We start from the raw sequence: 16,628 nt of genomic DNA, 5'->3' as shown, positions 1-16,628 counted from the left end.
TCACGACAGGGACTTATGGATATCGACCGCGAACGGCGGCGGAAAGTTACCCGTCGCTTGCGGCTTCGGCCAGTAGACGAATGGCGGTCTCGCCAACCTTGCGCACTGCCGCTTCGATTTCGGCGGTAGGGCGGGCGGCGAAATTCATTCGCAGGCAGTTACGGTACTTGCCCGAGGCGGAAAAAATACTGCCCACGGCAATCTGTACGCCTTGCCCCAGTAAAGCCCGGTTCAGGCGCAGGGTGTCGAAACTTTCCGGCAATTCTATCCACAGCATGAAACCACCCTGCGGCCGGCTGGCACGGGTGCCGGGGGGAAAGTAGCGAGTGACCCAGTCGCTCATCTGGTCGCGGCTGCGCTGATACTGACTGCGCATGCGCCGCAGATGCGGCTGGTAGTGCCCGGCTTCAATGAAGTCGGCGATGGCCAGTTGCGGTTGCGTTGCGGTGCAGCCGGTGCTGATGTACTTCATGTGCAGCACCCGCTCCAGGTAGCGCCCGGGGGCGACCCAGCCGATGCGCAGGCCCGGTGCCAGGGTCTTGGAAAACGAACTGCAGAGTAGTACCCGGCCGTCTTCGTCGAACGATTTGATCGTGCGCGGGCGTGGGTAGGTGTAGGCCAGGTCGCCGTATACGTCGTCTTCAAGGATTGCCACGTCAAAGCGCTGGGCGAGGGTCAGCAAGGCATTCTTGCGTGCCTCGGGCATGATGTAACCCAGCGGATTGTTGCAGCTCGGGGTGATCTGGATGAGCTTGATCGGCCATTGTTCCAGGGCCAGCTCCAGGGCTTCGAGGCTAATGCCGGTGAGCGGGTCGGTGGGGATTTCCAGGGCTTTCATGCCCAGGCCCTTGAGGGTCTGCATGGCGCCGTGAAAGCTCGGCGAGTCCACCGCGACGATATCGCCGGGCTGGCACACCGCGCGGATGCTGGTCGACAGCGCTTCGTGGCAACCGGTGGTGACCACCAGGTCGGCCGGGCCGAGGCTGCAGCCGGAGTCGAGCATCAGCCGGGCGATCTGTTCGCGCAGGGCCAGGGTGCCGGAAATGGTGTCGTAGTACAGGCCGGGCATGTCCTGGCGGCGGCTGAGCTGGGCCAGGCTGCGTAGCAGGGGTTTGAGCGTCGGGCTGTCGACATCGGGCATGCCGCGGCCCAGTTGCACCACATCCTTGCTCGGCACGCTGCGGATCAGCTCGATGACCTGTTCCCACTGGGAAATTTCCACCGGCCGTTGCGCCGGCCGGCTTACCGCGGGCAGGGCTGGCAGGCTACGGTCTGTGGGTACGAAGTAGCCGGACTTGGGGCGTGGCGCGGCCAGGCCATTGTCTTCCAGCAGGCGATAGGCCTGCTGCACGGTGCTCAGGCTGACGCCATGTTCCACACTCAGGGCGCGTACCGACGGCAAGCGGTCGCCAGGGCGGTACAGGCCTTGTTCGATGCGGGCGCTGAGCAGCTCGGCAAGGTTGACATAGAGGGTCACGGCATACTCCCGCAGAAGGCTTCAGCTAATCACCAATACAGATGGCAAAAAAATACAGCATTCAGTAGGAAAACTGCCAATTCTGTATGGAAATAATAACTAGGTTTTGAATCTGTAATGCTTTTGCTCAGGCGCGCAAGCTTTTCCTACGGTTATCCAAACCCGGAGGAGTCAAGCAATGAGCGGTATGAGCGATGTGCGCCTGAAATTACACGCGGAAGAACTGAGCCGTGAACAGCGTCTGCAGCTGTTTGATGTACCGGCCGGGCTCGGGCGCTGGGGGCTGATGGCGCACCGTTGGCACAGCCGCCGCGCCTTGCTGGAACTGACGCCCGAGCAACTGCGTGATGTTGGCCTGACGCCGGAACAGGCGCGCGAGGAAGGGCTAAAACCCTTCTGGCGTGGCTGAGCGCAATACCCTCGGTGGGAGCGGGCTTGCCCCGCGATGCGATGTGACTGACAGCTTGCAATCGCGGGGCAAGCCTGCTCCAACCGTTCTCTACCTCAAACCAGCTCTTTGAGCCGATGCCAGAGCATGCCCAAGGCGAGCAACGGTGAACGCAGATGTTTGCCGCCCGGGAAGGTGATGTGCGGCACCTTGGCGAACAGGTCGAAGCGCCCGCTGTGCTGGCCGCTGATGGCCTCACCGAGCAACTTGCCGGCCAGGTGAGTGGCGTTGAGGCCGTGGCCGGAGTAGGCCTGGGCAAAGTACACATTTGGCTGATCCGGCAGGCGGCCGATCTGCGGCAGGCGATTGGCGCCGATGCCGATCATGCCGCCCCACTGGTAGTCGATGCGTACGTCGGCCAGTTGCGGGAATACTTTGAGCATCTTCGGCCGCATGTACGCGGCGATATCCTGCGGATCGCGTCCGGAATAATGGCAGGCACCGCCGAACAGCAGGCGCCGGTCGGCGGAAAGGCGGTAGTAGTCCAGGGCCACGCGCTGATCGCAGACCGCCATGTTCTGTGGCAGCAGGTCGTGCGCCTGCGCTTCGCTCAAGGGTTCGGTGGCGATGATGTAGCTACCGGCGGGCAGTACCTTGCCGCCCAGTTCGGCATTCAGGTCATTGAGGTAGGCGTTGCAGCCCAGCACCAGCGTGCTGGCTTGCACCGAACCTTGTGCGGTATGCACCCGTACCTGCGAGCCATAGTCGATGCGGGTAACCGCCGATTGCTCGAACAGGCGAACCCCCAGCTTGTTGGCTACCGCCGCTTCGCCCAAGGCCAGGTTCAGCGGGTGCAAATGTCCCGAGCCCATGTCGATCAGGCCGCCAACATAGCGGTCCGAGCCAACCACCGTGTGCATCTGATCAGGTGGCACCAGACGCAGCTCATGGCGGTAGCCCAGGCTGCGCAATTCCTCGGCGTCTTCGGCGAAGCCCTGCAGGTCTTTCGGTTTGTTGGCCAGGTCGCAATAGCCCCAGGTCAGGTCGCAGCTGATGGCGTGACGCTCGATGCGCTGGCGGACGATATCCACCGCTTCCAGGCCCATCAGTTTCAGCTCACGCACGCCATCGCTGCCCAGCACTGGACTGAACTGATCAAGGCCGTGGCCGACGCCACGAATCAGTTGCCCGCCATTACGCCCACTGGCGCCCCAGCCGATCTTGCGGGCCTCAAGGAGGATCACGTTGAGGCCGCGCTCGGCCAGCTCGATCGCGGTGTTCAACCCGGAAAAACCGCCACCAACCACACAGACGTCGCAGCTCAATTCGCCCTGCAGCGGCGGATACTCCGGCTGTGGCAGGCTGCTGGCGGCGTAGTAGGAAGCGACGTGAGAAGCGGGCGATTGAACAGGGGCGCTCATGGATGAGTCCTGGTTTTAAGTGTTTGGAAAAATTGACGCAGGATAAGCTGCACTTTCGGCACCGGGCAACCATGGGGCAAAATAGCGCCTTTCCCGTTCTTCGCCGCAGGCCGCCATGAGTTGCAACAGCCACAAGATCCGTTTCCTGCGCGACCAGATCCCGTCGTTCGAGTGCGTCCCCGGTTGCCATGACTGCTGTGGGCCGGTTACTACGTCTTCGCAAGAAATGGCCCGGCTGCCACGCAAAAGCGCCGCCGAGCAGGAGGCCGCCCTGGCCGAGCTCAACTGTGTGCACCTGGGGCCCAACGGCTGCACGGTGTACGAAGAGCGGCCACTGATCTGCCGGCTGTTCGGTACCACTGAGCGCCTGCCATGCCCCAATGGTCGCGGCCCGGCCGAAATGATCGATCCCCAGGCCGAAAAGCTGGTGCACCAGTACATCGCCAGCACCCGCCAGGTGCTGGTCTGAACCTCAGTCCGGAATCGGCAGGCTGAGGCTCTCTTTGACCTCTTCCATGACAATGTAACTCTTCGATTCGCGCACGTGCGGCAACTTCAGCAGGATGTCGCCGAGCAGCTTGCGGTAAGAGGCCATCTCCGAGATCCGCGCCTTGACCAGGTAATCGAAGTCGCCCGAAACCAGGTGGCATTCCAGTACGTGAGGCAGTTTCAGCACCGCGCGGCGGAACTCTTCGAAAGTGTCGCCCGACTTGTAGTCCAGGCTGATTTCGACGAATACCAGCAGGCTCCCCTTGAGGTGCTGCGGGTTGAGCCGGGCGTTGTAGCCCATGATGATCCCTTCGCGCTCCAGGCGCCGGACCCGTTCGGTGCAGGGTGTTGTCGACAGGCCGACTTTTTCGCCCAGTTCAGTAAACGAGATCCGTCCATCTGCCTGCAGGATCCGCAGGATATTGCGGTCAATCTTATCCAGTTCACGTTTGCTTTGGTGCTGGGTTCTCATAGTGGATGCCCCTCCGTGAAAGCGTACATTGCCGAGAATTCTCGCCAAATATAGGCTTTTATATAGTGAAATGCACTGGTCATACCTTCCTATACTGCGCGCATCTATGCCATTAACAACAAATGTCAGCGGTACGCTGCGTCGAGGGTAATCAACATGCGAGTTCTGGTACTTGGTAGCGGTGTGATCGGAACCGCCAGTGCCTACTATCTGGCACGGCAGGGTTTTGAAGTCGTCGTGGTCGACCGCCAACCGGCCGTCGCCATGGAAACCAGCTTTGCCAACGCCGGCCAGGTCTCGCCAGGCTACGCCTCGCCCTGGGCTGCGCCGGGCGTACCGCTCAAGGCCATCAAATGGCTGCTCGAGCGCCATGCGCCTCTGGCGATCAAAGCCACCGCTGACATCGACCAATACCTGTGGATGGCGCAGATGCTGCGCAACTGCACCGCCAACCGCTATGCCGTGAACAAAGAGCGCATGGTCCGTCTGTCCGAGTACAGCCGCGACTGCCTCGACGAGCTGCGCGCCGAAACCGGCATCGCCTACGAAGGCCGCACCCTGGGTACTACCCAGCTGTTCCGCACCCAGGCGCAACTGGACAACGCCGCCAAGGACATCGCCGTCCTCGAGCAGTCCGGTGTGCCGTATGAGGTCCTCGACCGCGCAGGCATCGCCCGCGTCGAGCCGGCCCTGGCCAACGTCACCGACATTCTCGCCGGCGCCCTGCGCCTGCCTAACGACCAGACCGGCGACTGCCAGCTGTTCACCACCCGCCTGGCGGAAATGGCGATCAAGCTCGGTGTCGAATTCCGCTTCGGTCAGGACATTCAGCGCCTGGACTACGCCGGTGACCGTATCAACGGCGTGTGGATCGACGGCAAGCTGGAAACCGCCGACCGCTACGTGCTGGCGCTGGGCAGCTACTCGCCGCAATTGCTCAAGCCGCTGGGCATCAAGGCCCCGGTCTATCCGCTCAAGGGCTACTCGCTGACCGTGCCGATCACCGACCCGGCCATGGCCCCGACCTCGACCATTCTCGACGAGACCTACAAGGTTGCGATCACCCGTTTCGACAATCGCATCCGCGTTGGCGGCATGGCTGAAATCGCCGGTTTTGACCTGTCGCTGAACCCGCGTCGACGCGAAACCCTGGAGATGATCGTCAACGATCTTTATCCTCGTGGCGGCGACCTCAGCCAGGCCAGTTTCTGGACCGGCCTGCGTCCGACCACTCCGGACGGCACGCCGATCGTCGGTGCCACGCCGTTCCGCAACCTGTTCCTCAACACCGGTCACGGTACACTGGGCTGGACCATGGCCTGCGGTTCCGGTCGCTTGCTGGCCGACCTGATCGCGCGCAAAAAGCCGCAGATCAGTGCCGAAGGTCTCGATATCTCTCGTTACGGAAAACATCAGGAGCCTGCAAAACATGGCAATCCAGCGCCAGCTCACCAATGAGCGCATGAGTCAGATCGTTACCCACAGCGGCACCGTCTACCTGGCGGGCCAGGTGGGCGACGACATGAATGCCGGGATTGAGCAGCAGACCCGTGAAACCCTGGCCAACATCGAGCGTCTGCTGGATCTGGCGGGCACCGACAAGAGCCGTTTGCTCTCGGTGACCATCTATCTGAAGGACATCGATGCGCATTTTCAGGGCATGAACAGTGTCTGGGACAGCTGGCTGCCGAAAGGCGTGGCACCAGCCCGCGCCACCGTTGAAGCCAAGCTGTGCGAGCCGGAAATCCTCGTAGAGCTGTCGGTGGTCGCCGCACTGCCGTAACCGCAATCCCTCACCCGGTGCCGCTGGCGGCCCATCAGCTGCAATTGAGCACCGGGCTTTTTACTTCTAACCAGACTGCCCAGAAGGCTGCCGTCATGCGTCCTGCCCGTGCCCTTATCGATCTACAAGCCCTGCGTCACAACTATCAACTTGCCCGCGAACTGACCGGTGCCAAAGCCCTGGCCGTGATCAAGGCCGATGCCTATGGTCATGGCGCCGTGCGTTGCGCCCTGGCGCTTGAGCAGCAAGCCGATGGTTTTGCCGTGGCTTGCATCGAAGAGGCACTGGAGTTGCGCGCGGCCGGAATCAAGGCACCGGTGTTGCTGCTCGAAGGCTTTTTCGAAGCCAGCGAACTGCCGCTGATCGTCCAGCATGATCTGTGGTGCGTGGTGCACTCGTTGTGGCAGCTCGAAGCCATCGAGCAGGCGCAGTTGAGCAAACCGATCACCGTGTGGCTCAAGCTCGACTCGGGCATGCACCGGGTTGGCCTGCACGCCAAGGACTATCAGGCGGCATACCAGCGTCTGCTGGCCAGCGGCAAGGTCGCGCGCATCGTGCTGATGAGCCACTTCGCCCGTGCCGACGAACTCGACAGCGCAGCCAGCAACGAGCAACTCGCGGTATTCCAGAGCGCCCGCCAGGGCCTGAGCGCCGAGGTCAGCCTGCGCAACTCGCCGGCGGTGCTCGGTTGGCCGAACATGCCCAGCGACTGGGTGCGTCCGGGTCTGATGCTGTACGGCGCCACGCCGTTCGAAGTACCACAGGCAGAGGCAGCCCGGCTGCAGCCGGTGATGACCGTGCAATCGCGGGTCATCAGCGTGCGTGAGCTGCCGGCCGGCGAGCCGGTGGGCTATGGCGCCAAGTTCATCAGTCCGCGGCCGACCCGGGTCGGTGTAGTGGCCATGGGTTATGCCGATGGCTATCCACGTCAGGCACCCAACGGCACCCCGGTGCTGGTGGCCGGCAAGCGCACCCAGCTGATCGGCCGGGTGTCGATGGACATGCTCTGCATCGACCTCACCGACGTGCCGGAAGCCGGCCTGGGCAGCCCGGTCGAACTGTGGGGCAAAAACGTGCTGGCCAGCGAAGTGGCCATGCATGCCGGCAACATCCCCTACCAGATTTTCTGCAACCTCAAACGCGTGCCGCTGGACTATATCGGCGATTGAGACGCGAAAGCGGACAGGCTGCGGGTCGAAGTGTTGTAAATACTGAACGCTGTTGCGATGATAACGTTCAATTTCGACCCCACTCGTTCGTTTAGGAGGGCTCCAGCATTGGACGTCGGTGAACGACTGCAAGCCATTCGCAAGCTCAAGGGCCTGTCCCAGCGTGAACTCGCCAAACGTGCGGGTGTCACCAACAGCACGATCTCGATGATCGAGAAGAACAGCGTCAGCCCTTCAATCAGCTCGTTGCGTAAAGTGCTGGGCGGTATTCCTATGTCCATGGTCGAGTTCTTCTCTGAAGAACTGCAGCCGGAAAACCCCACGCAGATCGTCTACAAAGCCCACGAGCTGATCGATATTTCCGACGGTGCGGTGACCATGAAGCTGGTCGGCAAGGCGCACCCGAGCCGGGCGATCGCGTTTCTCAACGAGGTCTATCCGCCGGGTGCCGATACCGGTGAAGAGATGCTTACCCATGACGGTGAAGAAACCGGCATTCTTCTCGAAGGTCGTCTGGAACTGGTGGTCGGCCTGGAAACTTTTATCCTCGAAGCGGGCGACAGCTACTATTTTGAAAGTACCAAGCCGCACCGTTTCCGTAATCCGTACGATGAGCCGGCCCGGCTGATCAGTGCGGCGACCCCGGCCAACTTCTAAGGCGTACAGCGCGGCGGATTGTCGCGGCTAAGACCCTTTGGACACTAGGGTTGTTTCGGTATGGCAGGGTTCCCGTTATACTTGCGCCGCCTGCGAATCCGTGGCCGCGGGCGTGACTAGCCACCATGAGGGTGTACGTGTGAATCTAATCAAGAAAATGCTGGCCGTACCAGCTGCCGTATTGGCCCTTTGGGCAGTCAGCGCACAAGCTGCGACCAACGACGACATCGCCAAGCGACTGGAACCGGTCGGCCAGGTGTGTGTACAAGGGCAGGAATGCAAGGGAATGGAAGTGGTTGCCTCCGCAGGTGGTGGCGGTGCCAAGACCCCGGATGAAATTATCGCCAAGCACTGCAATGCTTGCCACAGCACCGGACTGCTCGGCGCGCCGAAGATCGGCGACACGGCTGCCTGGAAAGAGCGTGCCGACCACCAGGGTGGTCTGGACGGTATCCTGGCCAAGGCCATCACCGGCCTGAATGCCATGCCGCCTAAAGGCACCTGTGCAGATTGCTCGGATGACGACCTGATGGGCGCCATCAAGAAGATGTCCGGCCTGTAAGCCTGCGCTTCGCCAACAAAGCCCGCCGTGTGCGGGCTTTGTCGTTTTTAGCGCTGGCCTGCGGAGCAATCTCGGGCCATGCTCGGTCGAACCTGCAAGGATGACCGGGAGGCGCAGATGGCGCAAAGCTGCTCGATCGAAAAGGCCGTAGACGAAGTGCTGGCGCGTTTGCCAGCGCATATCCACATGGGCTTGCCGCTGGGCCTGGGCAAACCCAACGCTTTCGTCAACGCACTGTACGCGCGCATCCGCCAGTTGCCCGAACGGCGCCTGACGATCTATACCGCGCTCAGCCTGGGACGCCCCGATCTGGGTGACGGCCTGCAACGACGCTTTCTCGAACCCTTCATCGAGCGCGTGTTCGCCGACTATGAAGAACTCGAGTACCTGAGCGACCTGCGCAAGGACCGGCTACCGGCCAACATTCGCGTCGAGCAGTTCTTCATGCAGCCCGGCAGTCTGCTGCACAGTGCCACGGCCCAGCAGGATTACGTCAGCAGCAACTACAGCCACGCCGCGCGGGACATCAACGCCAAAGGCCTGAACCTGGTGGCCCAGCTGGTGGCTGAAGATCCGCAACACCCGGATCGGTTGAGCCTGAGTTGCAACCCGGACATCACCCTCGATCTGTTGCCGATGATCGAGCGTCGCCGGGCTGCCGGGGAGACCATCCTCCTGCTCGGCCAGGTGCATGCCGAATTGCCGTATATGCCGGGCGCCTCTGAGTTGCCTCGGCAGGGTTTCGATCTGCTGATTGATGCGGTCGAGCACCGACGCCTGTTCTCGACGCCGAACATGCCGGTCACCACCCAGGATCACTTCATTGGTTTACACGCCAGCACCCTGGTGCGCGATGGCGGCACTTTGCAGATCGGCATTGGCGCCATGGGCGATGCGCTGACCGCTGCGCTCCTGGCCCGGCAGACTGAAAGCGAAGCCTACCAGGCACTACTCGCGGATATGGATCTTCAGCCATGGCAGCAGATGATCGACCGTGAAGGCGGCACCCAGCCCTTTGTCCACGGTCTGTATGGCTGCAGCGAAATGTTCGTCAACGGCCTGTTGGCGCTGCTTGAGGCCGGCATAATCCGGCGCCCGGTCGATGGTGGTGTGCTGGTGCATGGTGGCTTCTTCCTCGGCCCCCAGGCGTTTTACCAGCGCTTGCGCGATATGCCTCTGGAAACCCGCAAATGCATTGAGATGCGCGCAATCAGCTACATCAACGAACTGTACGGCCAGGAGTCGCTTAAGCGCTCGCAGCGCATCGATGCGCGCTTCATCAACACTGTGTTCACCATGACCCTGATGGGCGCTGGGGTTGCTGATCAACTGGAAGATGGGCGGGTGCTCAGCGGTGTCGGCGGGCAATATAACTTTGTTGCCCAGGGGCATGCCCTGGAGGGCGCGCGCTCGATTCTGCTGCTGCGCAGCTGGCGCGAAGCGGGTGGCGAGGTCAGCTCAAACCTGGTCTGGAGTTATGGCCATTGCACCATTCCCCGGCACCTGCGTGATGTGGTCGTCACCGAATACGGCATCGCCGATTTGCGTGGGCAAACCGACGCCGAAACCATTCAACGATTACTGGCGATCTGTGATTCGCGTTTTCAGCCCGGGCTGATCGAGCAAGCGCAGAAAGCTGGAAAACTGCCATCCGGATTCCAGCTGGAGGCGCGTTTTACCAACAACACGCCGCAACGGCTGCAGCAGTTGCGCAACGCCCATGCACGGTTGTTTCCCGAGTATCCGCTGGGCAGTGATTTCACCGATGAAGAGCGCGATTTGCTGCGGGCGTTGAACTGGCTCAAGAGCAAGTTCAAGTTGAGCGAAGTGCTGGAACTGGGCAGGGCAGCGCTGGACGCACCGGCGCCCGAGGCTTATCCACAACAGCTGGCGCGCATGGGGCTGGCGCAGCCGCAGGGGCTGAAAGAGGAGCTGTATCAGCGGTTGTTGTTGGCGGGGTTGCAGGCTACAACAGTCGCTTGAGGGCCAATCGCCGGCAAGGCCGGCTCCCACAATAGTCCAGGATCAACCCAGTTCCCTGTGGGAGCCGGCCTTGCCGGCGATGAGGCCAGGGCGGCTTACTCGATGAAAGTAACCACGCCATCCTTCAGCGACTTGACCCGAGCCAGCGATTCAACGCGGTAGCCCTGGCTGTCCAGCTCGGCACGGCCGCCCTGGAACGACTTCTCGATGACGATGCCCAGGCCGGCAACGGTGGCGCCCGCTTGCTTGATGATCGAGATCAGCGCCTGGGAGGCTTTGCCATTGGCCAGGAAGTCGTCGATCACCAGCACGCGGTCGCTGCTGTTGAGGTGGCGCGGGGAAATCGCCACGGTGTTTTCGGTCTGCTTGGTGAAGGAGTACACCGAGGCGGTCAGCAGGTTCTCGGTCAGGGTCAGCGACTGGTGCTTGCGCGCGAAAATCACCGGGACACCCAGCTTCAGGCCGGTCATCACTGCCGGGGCGATACCCGAGGCTTCGATGGTGACGATCTTGGTGACGCCGGAGTCGGCGTACAGCCGGGCGAACTCGTCGCCAATCAGTTGCATCAGCGCAGGGTCGATCTGATGGTTGAGAAACGCATCGACTTTGAGAACCTGATCGGAAAGCACGATGCCTTCTTCGCGAATCTTCTGGTGCAGTGCTTCCACTGTGGTATTTCCTCGATGTAGCAAGAGTGGCTACGGCAGTGCGCCGCAGCAAAGGTTGATTATCTAACGTTTCAGCATGGCGCGGATATCGGCCAGTGCATTATTGCCGCGCGCCGCCTTCACTTCGGTGGGCGCATCGTCCAGGCCTTCCCAGGCCAGGTCATCGTCGGGCAGCTCGTCAAGGAAGCGGCTCGGCGCACAATCGATGATCTCGCCGTACTGCTTGCGCTTGGCCGCAAAGGTGAAGGCCAGGGTCTGGCGCGCGCGGGTAATGCCCACGTAGGCCAGACGCCGTTCTTCTTCGATGGTGTCGGCTTCGATGCTGGAACGGTGCGGAAGAATCTCTTCCTCCATGCCCATGATGAACACGTAGGGGAACTCCAGGCCCTTGGAGGCATGCAGGGTCATCATCTGCACGCCCTCGGCACCGTCTTCTTCCTCCTGCTGACGTTCGAGCATGTCACGCAGGACCAGCTTGCCGATGGCTTCCTCGATGGTCATCTCACCGTCTTCGTCCTTCTCCAGGGTGTTTTTCAACGCCTCGATCAGGAACCAGACGTTACCCATGCGAAAGTCCGCGGCCTTGTCGCTGGAGCTGTTGGTGCGAATCCAGTTTTCGTAGTCGATGTCGGTGACCATGCCACGCAGGGCGGCAATCGGATCTTCCAGGGCAACCTGCTCGCGGACCTTGTCCATCCAGCGCTTGAAGCGCTGCAGACGGTCGGTGAAGCGGCTGTCCAGATGCTCGCCCAGGCCCAGTTCCTCGCTGGCGGCGTACATCGAGATCTTGCGTTCGGTGGCGTAGTTGCCGAGCTTTTCCAGGGTGGTCGAGCCGATTTCCCGGCGCGGTACGTTGATCACCCGCAGGTAAGCGTTATCGTCGTCCGGGTTTACCAACAAGCGGAAGTAGGCCATCAGGTCTTTTACTTCCTGGCGTCCGAAGAAGCTGTTGCCACCGGACAGACGGTACGGCACCTGATGGTGCTGCAGCTTCAGTTCGATCAGCTTGGCCTGGTAGTTGCCGCGGTAGAGGATGGCGAAATCGCTGTAAGGGCGGTCGGTGCGCAGGTGCAGGCTGAGGATTTCCATGGCCACCCGTTCGGCCTCGGACTCCTCGTTCTTGCAGCGGATCACACGGATCTCGTCACCGTGGCCCATCTCGCTCCACAGCTGCTTCTCGAACGCATGCGGGTTGTTCGAGATCAGCACGTTGGCGCAGCGCAGGATGCGGCTGGTGGAGCGGTAGTTCTGCTCGAGCATCACCACCTTCAGCGACGGGTAATCCTCTTTGAGCAACATCAGGTTTTCCGGGCGCGCGCCACGCCAGGCGTAGATCGACTGGTCGTCGTCACCGACCACGGTGAACTGGTTGCGCGTGCCGATCAGCATTTTCACCAACAAATACTGGCTGGCGTTGGTGTCCTGGTATTCGTCCACCAGCAGGTAGCGCACCTTGTTCTGCCATTTTTCCAGGATGTCGGCGTGTTCCTCGAACAGCTTCACCGGCAGCAGGATCAGGTCGTCGAAGTCCACCGCGTTGAACGCCTTGAGCGTGCGCTGGTAGTGGGCGTAGACGATGGCAGCGGTCTGTTCCTTGGGATTGCGCGACTTTTCCAGGGCCTCGGGCGGCAGGATCAGGTCGTTTTTCCAGGCGCCGATCATGTTCTTGATCTCGTCGACACCGTCGTCGCCCGAGTATTCCTTCTGCATGATGTCGGTCATCAGCGCTTTGACGTCGGTCTCGTCGAAGATCGAGAAACCCGGCTTGTAGCCCAGTCGCTGATGTTCCTTGCGGATGATGTTCAGGCCCAGGTTGTGGAAGGTCGACACGGTCAGGCCGCGCCCCTCGCCTTTGCGCAACAGGGTGCCGACCCGCTCTTTCATCTCCCGTGCGGCCTTGTTGGTGAAGGTCATGGCCACGATGTACTGCGCACGGATGCCGCAATTCTGGATCAGGTGCGCGATTTTGCGGGTGATCACGCTGGTCTTGCCGGAACCGGCACCGGCGAGCACCAAAAGAGGGCCGCCGACGTAGTTCACGGCTTCTTGTTGCCGGGGATTGAGTCGGGACATGACGAAAACCGGGGTCGCTAGAAAAATAGCCGCGCATTTTAGCAGGGGTGGAGAGATTCTGCCGCGACCGTCTGACAGTGTGACGTACCACGCGATCTAAATTTGCCGCTTTTGTTACTTTCCCGCAGGATGCGTGGCGAAACCTGCGGGATGTCGGCAATGGAATGGCTCGATGTTAAGTGAAAATCATTTTCACTAATGGTTTAGGATGAGCCTCTCGCTGCCCATTGTCATTTGACTGTGTCCACGTCCTAAGGAGCCAGCTTGTCTACGCCTGTCGAACCCTTGCGTTTGCTCTTGCTGGCTGACGAGCCCGAATGGGCCGCCGCCTTGCGTGATTGCCTGACGCCGTTGGCGGGCAGTGCGGTGCTGTTGACCGCACCGAACTGGGACGCAGTCGACAGCCTGTTTGCCAATGATCGCAATGCCCTGGTGCTGGCCACCCCGCAACTGCAGCCGGCGCCTGGCCGCTGCATCTTGCCGATGGTGTTGCTGCTTGAGCATGAACCGCAGGTGCCACCGCCGGGTGTCAGCGACTGGCTGGTACTTGACCAGCTCGGCCCCGATACCTTGCGCCGCAGCCTGCGCCATGTGCGCGAGCGCGGTGTGCTGGAGGCCACCCTGCTGCGCCTGGCCGAACAGGATCCGCTGACCGGTATCGCCAACCGCCAGGGCTTTCAGACCCTGCTGGCCGCACGCCTGGCCGACAACGACGGGCGTGGGGTGGCCCTCGGTCACCTGGACCTGGACAACTTTCGCCGGGCCAACGATGCGCTTGGCCATCAGGCCGGCGACCGGCTGATCCTGCAAGTGGTCGGGCGCCTGAAAAGCCAGCTTGAGGCCGGCGACCAGGTGGCCCGCCTGGGCAGTGACGAATTCGCGCTGCTGATCGACACGCGCCGCGAGCCACAACGCGCCGAATGGATGGCTGAACGTATTACCGAGGCCCTGGCCGAACCCTATTGGGTCGATGGCGAGAGCTTGTTGATCGGCTGCAGCCTGGGTGTCGCGCATGCCCGTGCCCAAGGTGGTGCGGACCCGCTGATGTGGCATGCGCATATTGCCATGCAACAGGCCAAGGGCACTCAGGGCTGCACCTTCCATGTCTTCAACGAACGCATCAACCGCAATGCGCGCAGCCTCGCCGATCTGGAAAGCGAGTTACGCCGCGCTTTGCGTCGCGACGAGCTGGAGTTGCACTACCAGCCACGCTTGGACATGGCCGACGGACGTATTGTCGGCCTGGAGGCGCTGGTGCGCTGGCGTCACGCCGAGCGCGGTTTGCTGCCGCCCAGCGAATTCGTGCCGCTGGCCGAGCAGAGCGGGCTGATCGTGCCGTTGGGTTACTGGGTGATTTCCCGCGCCTTGCGCGACATGCAGGCGCTGCGTGAACAGGGCCTGGAGCCTCTGCACATGGCGGTGAACCTGTCGTTCCGCCAGTTTCAGGACAGTCAGCTGCTGGCCACCTTGAGCCGCTTGATCATCGAGCATGGCGTCGATGCCCGCTGGCTGGAGTTCGAACTTACCGAAACCGCGGTGATGCGCCGCAACGATCTGGTCGAGAAGACCATGGACGCCCTGGGTCGCCTGGGGGTGCGGTTTTCTCTCGATGACTTCGGTACCGGCTTTTCCTCCTTCGTCCACCTCAACAGCCTGCCGATCACCTTGCTCAAGGTCGATCGCAGCTTTGTCGGGGGGATGGAAAAGCGTGAAGAGAACCGCAAGCTGGTCCACGCCATGATCAACCTGGCGCACAACCTCAACCTGGAGGTGGTGGCTGAAGGGGTGGAAACCCCGGAGCAGATGGACCTGCTGCGCAGCTTCAACTGTGATCAGGTACAGGGTTTCCTGATCAGTCGGCCGTTGCCGATTGATGAGTTGATAGTGTTTTTGCTGAGCGGGTCGGCGCAGCGGTCGGTGGCTTTGTAGAAAGTCATCGCGGGGCAAGCCCGCTCCCACAGAGATAAGCTGCCCTGTGGGAGCGGGCTTGCCCCGCGAAAAGTCCTTCAAATCACCGAAATAGTGGCCTTGTTCACACCACCTGAGTTACCCAGCAAGCGCTTCATCCGCCACTCGAACGCCAGCGTCAGGGTCACCGCCGCACACGCCAGGCCCAGTGCCAGACCCCACCAGACGCCAACCGCGCCCATGCCCAAGGTGAAGGCCAGCAGCCAGGCCGCCGGGGCGCCGATCACCCAGTAGCAGAACAGCCCGACCAGGAAAGTGGTCTTGGCATCCTTGAGCCCGCGAATCGAGCCCATGGCGATGGTCTGCACGCCGTCAAACAGCTCGAACCACGCCGCGACCATCAACAGGCTCACAGCCAGCTGGATGATGTCGGCAAAGGCCGGATCATCGTGGTCGAGGAACAGCCCTACCAGCGGGTCCGGCAGCAGCCAGAACAGGATGGCAAACATCAGCATCATCGCCGCGCCAAAACCGATCCCGACGCGGCCGGCGTGCCGTGCGCCAAGCAGGTTACCGGCACCGTAATACAGCCCCACACGCATGGTCACGGCGTACGACAGGCCCGCCGGAATCATGAACGCCGTGGAGACGATCTGCAGGGCGATCTGGTGCGCCGCAAGCTCGGTGCTACCGAGCACACCCATGCACAGCGCGGCGAAGGCGAACAGGCCGACTTCGACGGTGTAGGTGCCGCCGATCGGCAGACCCAGGCGCCACAGTTCGCGCAAGGCTGGCCAGGACGGACGGCTCAGGCCCTTGGCAATCGGGTAGGGCGCATAAGCCGGGTGCCAGCGGATATACAGGGCCATGGCCACGGCCATGCAGTTGGCCACGATGGCGGTGACCAGACCGATACCCACCAGTCCCAGTTTCGGCAGGCCGAACATGCCCTCGATCAGCGCATAGTTGAGCAGAAAGTTGGCCACGGTGCCGACCAGGCTGATGACCATCACCGGTGTTGAGCGGCCGATGGCGCTGGTAAAGCCGCGCAGGGCCATGAAGCTCAGGTAGCCGGGCAGGGCGAAGGGCAGCAACAGCAGGAACTGGGCGGCCGCTTCGACGTTGTCAGGGCTTTGGCCGAGCAGCAACAGCACCGGCTCCAGGTTCCACAGCGCCAGCGCCGCCACCAGGGCCATGGCCCAGGCCAGCCACAACCCGGCCTGGGTCAGGCGGGTGGCACCGACGGTGTCACCGGCACCCTTGCGAATCGCCACCAGGGTACCGACGGCGGCGATAACACCCAGACAGAAAATCGACACGAACGAATAGCTCGCCGCGCCCAGACCACCGCCAGCCAGGGCCTGCGGGCTGATGCGGGCCATCATCAGGGTGTCGGTCAGCACCATCAGCATGTGCGCCAGTTGCGAGGCGATCAAAGGACCGGCCAGGCGCAACAGGGCCTTGAGTTCATGAGTGGGTGCGGCCTGCATTGAATCGTCCTTTTCTAGCATTGCTGTGGGAAAGCGGGAAATTCTCATCCTTTATACGGTTATTCGCAAAAGGATAAAAACGATCAGT

Annotated in this window: 15 protein-coding genes; 9 read left to right on the top strand and 6 right to left on the bottom strand. The window is 61.8% G+C overall.

Features of this window, described 5'->3' with window-relative positions; all coding sequences use genetic code 11:
• Positions 1-46 precede the first annotated feature (46 nt).
• A complete protein-coding gene (locus ACVI9W_RS11595) occupies positions 47-1,477 on the bottom strand; it encodes an aminotransferase-like domain-containing protein (protein WP_461530052.1) in 1,431 nt (476 codons plus the stop codon).
• Positions 1,478-1,655: 178 nt separating this feature from the next.
• On the opposite strand from ACVI9W_RS11595, the gene ACVI9W_RS11590 reads away from it, so the two are divergent.
• Entirely contained in the window at positions 1,656-1,886 is a 231-nt protein-coding gene (locus ACVI9W_RS11590) for a DUF1127 domain-containing protein (protein WP_038615880.1), read from the top strand.
• A 95-nt stretch (positions 1,887-1,981) separates the two neighbouring features.
• Here ACVI9W_RS11590 and ACVI9W_RS11585 read toward each other — a convergent pair whose 3' ends face one another.
• Positions 1,982-3,286, bottom strand: a complete 1,305-nt coding sequence (locus ACVI9W_RS11585; protein ID WP_422418245.1) for an NAD(P)/FAD-dependent oxidoreductase — start codon at positions 3,284-3,286, stop codon at positions 1,982-1,984.
• Between the two features lie 115 nt (positions 3,287-3,401).
• Between ACVI9W_RS11585 and ACVI9W_RS11580 the strand changes: the two genes are divergently transcribed.
• Entirely contained in the window at positions 3,402-3,755 is a 354-nt protein-coding gene (locus ACVI9W_RS11580) for a YkgJ family cysteine cluster protein (RefSeq protein WP_461530051.1), read from the top strand.
• A gap of 3 nt (positions 3,756-3,758) precedes the next feature.
• Here the strand turns inward: ACVI9W_RS11580 and dadR are convergent, their stop codons facing one another.
• Positions 3,759-4,247: a transcriptional regulator DadR gene (gene dadR / locus ACVI9W_RS11575; protein ID WP_027980766.1), complete on the bottom strand. Its 489-nt coding sequence runs from the start codon at positions 4,245-4,247 to the stop codon at positions 3,759-3,761.
• Between the two features lie 156 nt (positions 4,248-4,403).
• Here dadR and dadA point away from each other — a divergent pair, with 156 nt between their 5' ends.
• From dadA to ACVI9W_RS11545, 6 genes are all read left to right on the top strand, one after another.
• Positions 4,404-5,705: a D-amino acid dehydrogenase gene (dadA, locus tag ACVI9W_RS11570; protein ID WP_038615875.1), complete on the top strand. Its 1,302-nt coding sequence runs from the start codon at positions 4,404-4,406 to the stop codon at positions 5,703-5,705.
• Positions 5,677-6,030 carry a RidA family protein gene (locus ACVI9W_RS11565; protein ID WP_461530050.1) on the top strand — a complete coding sequence of 118 codons (354 nt, stop codon included), beginning with the start codon at positions 5,677-5,679 and terminating at the stop codon, positions 6,028-6,030. The genes dadA and ACVI9W_RS11565 overlap by 29 nt, the downstream gene beginning before the upstream one ends.
• A gap of 95 nt (positions 6,031-6,125) precedes the next feature.
• Entirely contained in the window at positions 6,126-7,199 is a 1,074-nt protein-coding gene (gene alr, locus ACVI9W_RS11560) for an alanine racemase (RefSeq protein ID WP_038615869.1), read from the top strand.
• Between the two features lie 108 nt (positions 7,200-7,307).
• The gene (locus tag ACVI9W_RS11555) at positions 7,308-7,856 is read left to right on the top strand and encodes a cupin domain-containing protein (protein WP_028942437.1); all 549 of its coding nucleotides are present in this window, start codon (positions 7,308-7,310) and stop codon (positions 7,854-7,856) included.
• A 157-nt stretch (positions 7,857-8,013) separates the two neighbouring features.
• Positions 8,014-8,418: a c-type cytochrome gene (locus ACVI9W_RS11550; RefSeq protein ID WP_461531824.1), complete on the top strand. Its 405-nt coding sequence runs from the start codon at positions 8,014-8,016 to the stop codon at positions 8,416-8,418.
• Between the two features lie 117 nt (positions 8,419-8,535).
• Positions 8,536-10,401, top strand: a complete 1,866-nt coding sequence (locus tag ACVI9W_RS11545; protein ID WP_461531823.1) for an acetyl-CoA hydrolase/transferase C-terminal domain-containing protein — start codon at positions 8,536-8,538, stop codon at positions 10,399-10,401.
• Between the two features lie 95 nt (positions 10,402-10,496).
• Here the strand turns inward: ACVI9W_RS11545 and ACVI9W_RS11540 are convergent, their stop codons facing one another.
• On the bottom strand, positions 10,497-11,069 hold the full coding sequence (locus ACVI9W_RS11540) for a xanthine phosphoribosyltransferase (protein WP_038615864.1): 573 nt from the start codon (positions 11,067-11,069) through the stop codon (positions 10,497-10,499).
• A gap of 63 nt (positions 11,070-11,132) precedes the next feature.
• Positions 11,133-13,142, bottom strand: coding sequence for a DNA helicase Rep (rep, locus tag ACVI9W_RS11535; RefSeq protein WP_342623683.1), 2,010 nt, complete (start codon positions 13,140-13,142; stop codon positions 11,133-11,135).
• 264 nt (positions 13,143-13,406) lie between these two features.
• Between rep and ACVI9W_RS11530 the strand changes: the two genes are divergently transcribed.
• Positions 13,407-15,071 (top strand): putative bifunctional diguanylate cyclase/phosphodiesterase, encoded by a 1,665-nt coding sequence (locus ACVI9W_RS11530; protein WP_461530049.1) that lies wholly within the window; start codon positions 13,407-13,409, stop codon positions 15,069-15,071.
• A gap of 77 nt (positions 15,072-15,148) precedes the next feature.
• Here ACVI9W_RS11530 and ACVI9W_RS11525 read toward each other — a convergent pair whose 3' ends face one another.
• On the bottom strand, positions 15,149-16,540 hold the full coding sequence (locus ACVI9W_RS11525; RefSeq protein WP_461530048.1) for a NorM family multidrug efflux MATE transporter: 1,392 nt from the start codon (positions 16,538-16,540) through the stop codon (positions 15,149-15,151).
• Positions 16,541-16,628: the final 88 nt, after the last annotated feature.

It is taken from the genome of Pseudomonas sp. 210_17 TE3656, assembly GCF_054821965.1.
The sequence above is the reverse complement of the archived record's forward strand: the minus strand, read 5'-3'. Positions and strand labels throughout refer to the sequence as shown.

Excerpts from the sequence above, each read along its gene's own strand:
- ACVI9W_RS11590 (WP_038615880.1), top strand. The coding sequence starts at position 1,656 with ATGAGCGGTATGAGCGATGTGCGCCTGAAATTACACGCGGAAGAACTG.
- ACVI9W_RS11585 (WP_422418245.1), bottom strand. The coding sequence starts at position 3,286 with ATGAGCGCCCCTGTTCAATCGCCCGCTTCTCACGTCGCTTCCTACTAC.
- ACVI9W_RS11580 (WP_461530051.1), top strand. The coding sequence starts at position 3,402 with ATGAGTTGCAACAGCCACAAGATCCGTTTCCTGCGCGACCAGATCCCG.
- dadR (WP_027980766.1), bottom strand. The coding sequence starts at position 4,247 with ATGAGAACCCAGCACCAAAGCAAACGTGAACTGGATAAGATTGACCGC.
- dadA (WP_038615875.1), top strand. The coding sequence starts at position 4,404 with ATGCGAGTTCTGGTACTTGGTAGCGGTGTGATCGGAACCGCCAGTGCC.
- ACVI9W_RS11565 (WP_461530050.1), top strand. The coding sequence starts at position 5,677 with ATGGCAATCCAGCGCCAGCTCACCAATGAGCGCATGAGTCAGATCGTT.
- alr (WP_038615869.1), top strand. The coding sequence starts at position 6,126 with ATGCGTCCTGCCCGTGCCCTTATCGATCTACAAGCCCTGCGTCACAAC.
- ACVI9W_RS11550 (WP_461531824.1), top strand. The coding sequence starts at position 8,014 with ATGCTGGCCGTACCAGCTGCCGTATTGGCCCTTTGGGCAGTCAGCGCA.
- ACVI9W_RS11545 (WP_461531823.1), top strand. The coding sequence starts at position 8,536 with ATGGCGCAAAGCTGCTCGATCGAAAAGGCCGTAGACGAAGTGCTGGCG.
- rep (WP_342623683.1), bottom strand. The coding sequence starts at position 13,142 with ATGTCCCGACTCAATCCCCGGCAACAAGAAGCCGTGAACTACGTCGGC.
- ACVI9W_RS11525 (WP_461530048.1), bottom strand. The coding sequence starts at position 16,540 with ATGCAGGCCGCACCCACTCATGAACTCAAGGCCCTGTTGCGCCTGGCC.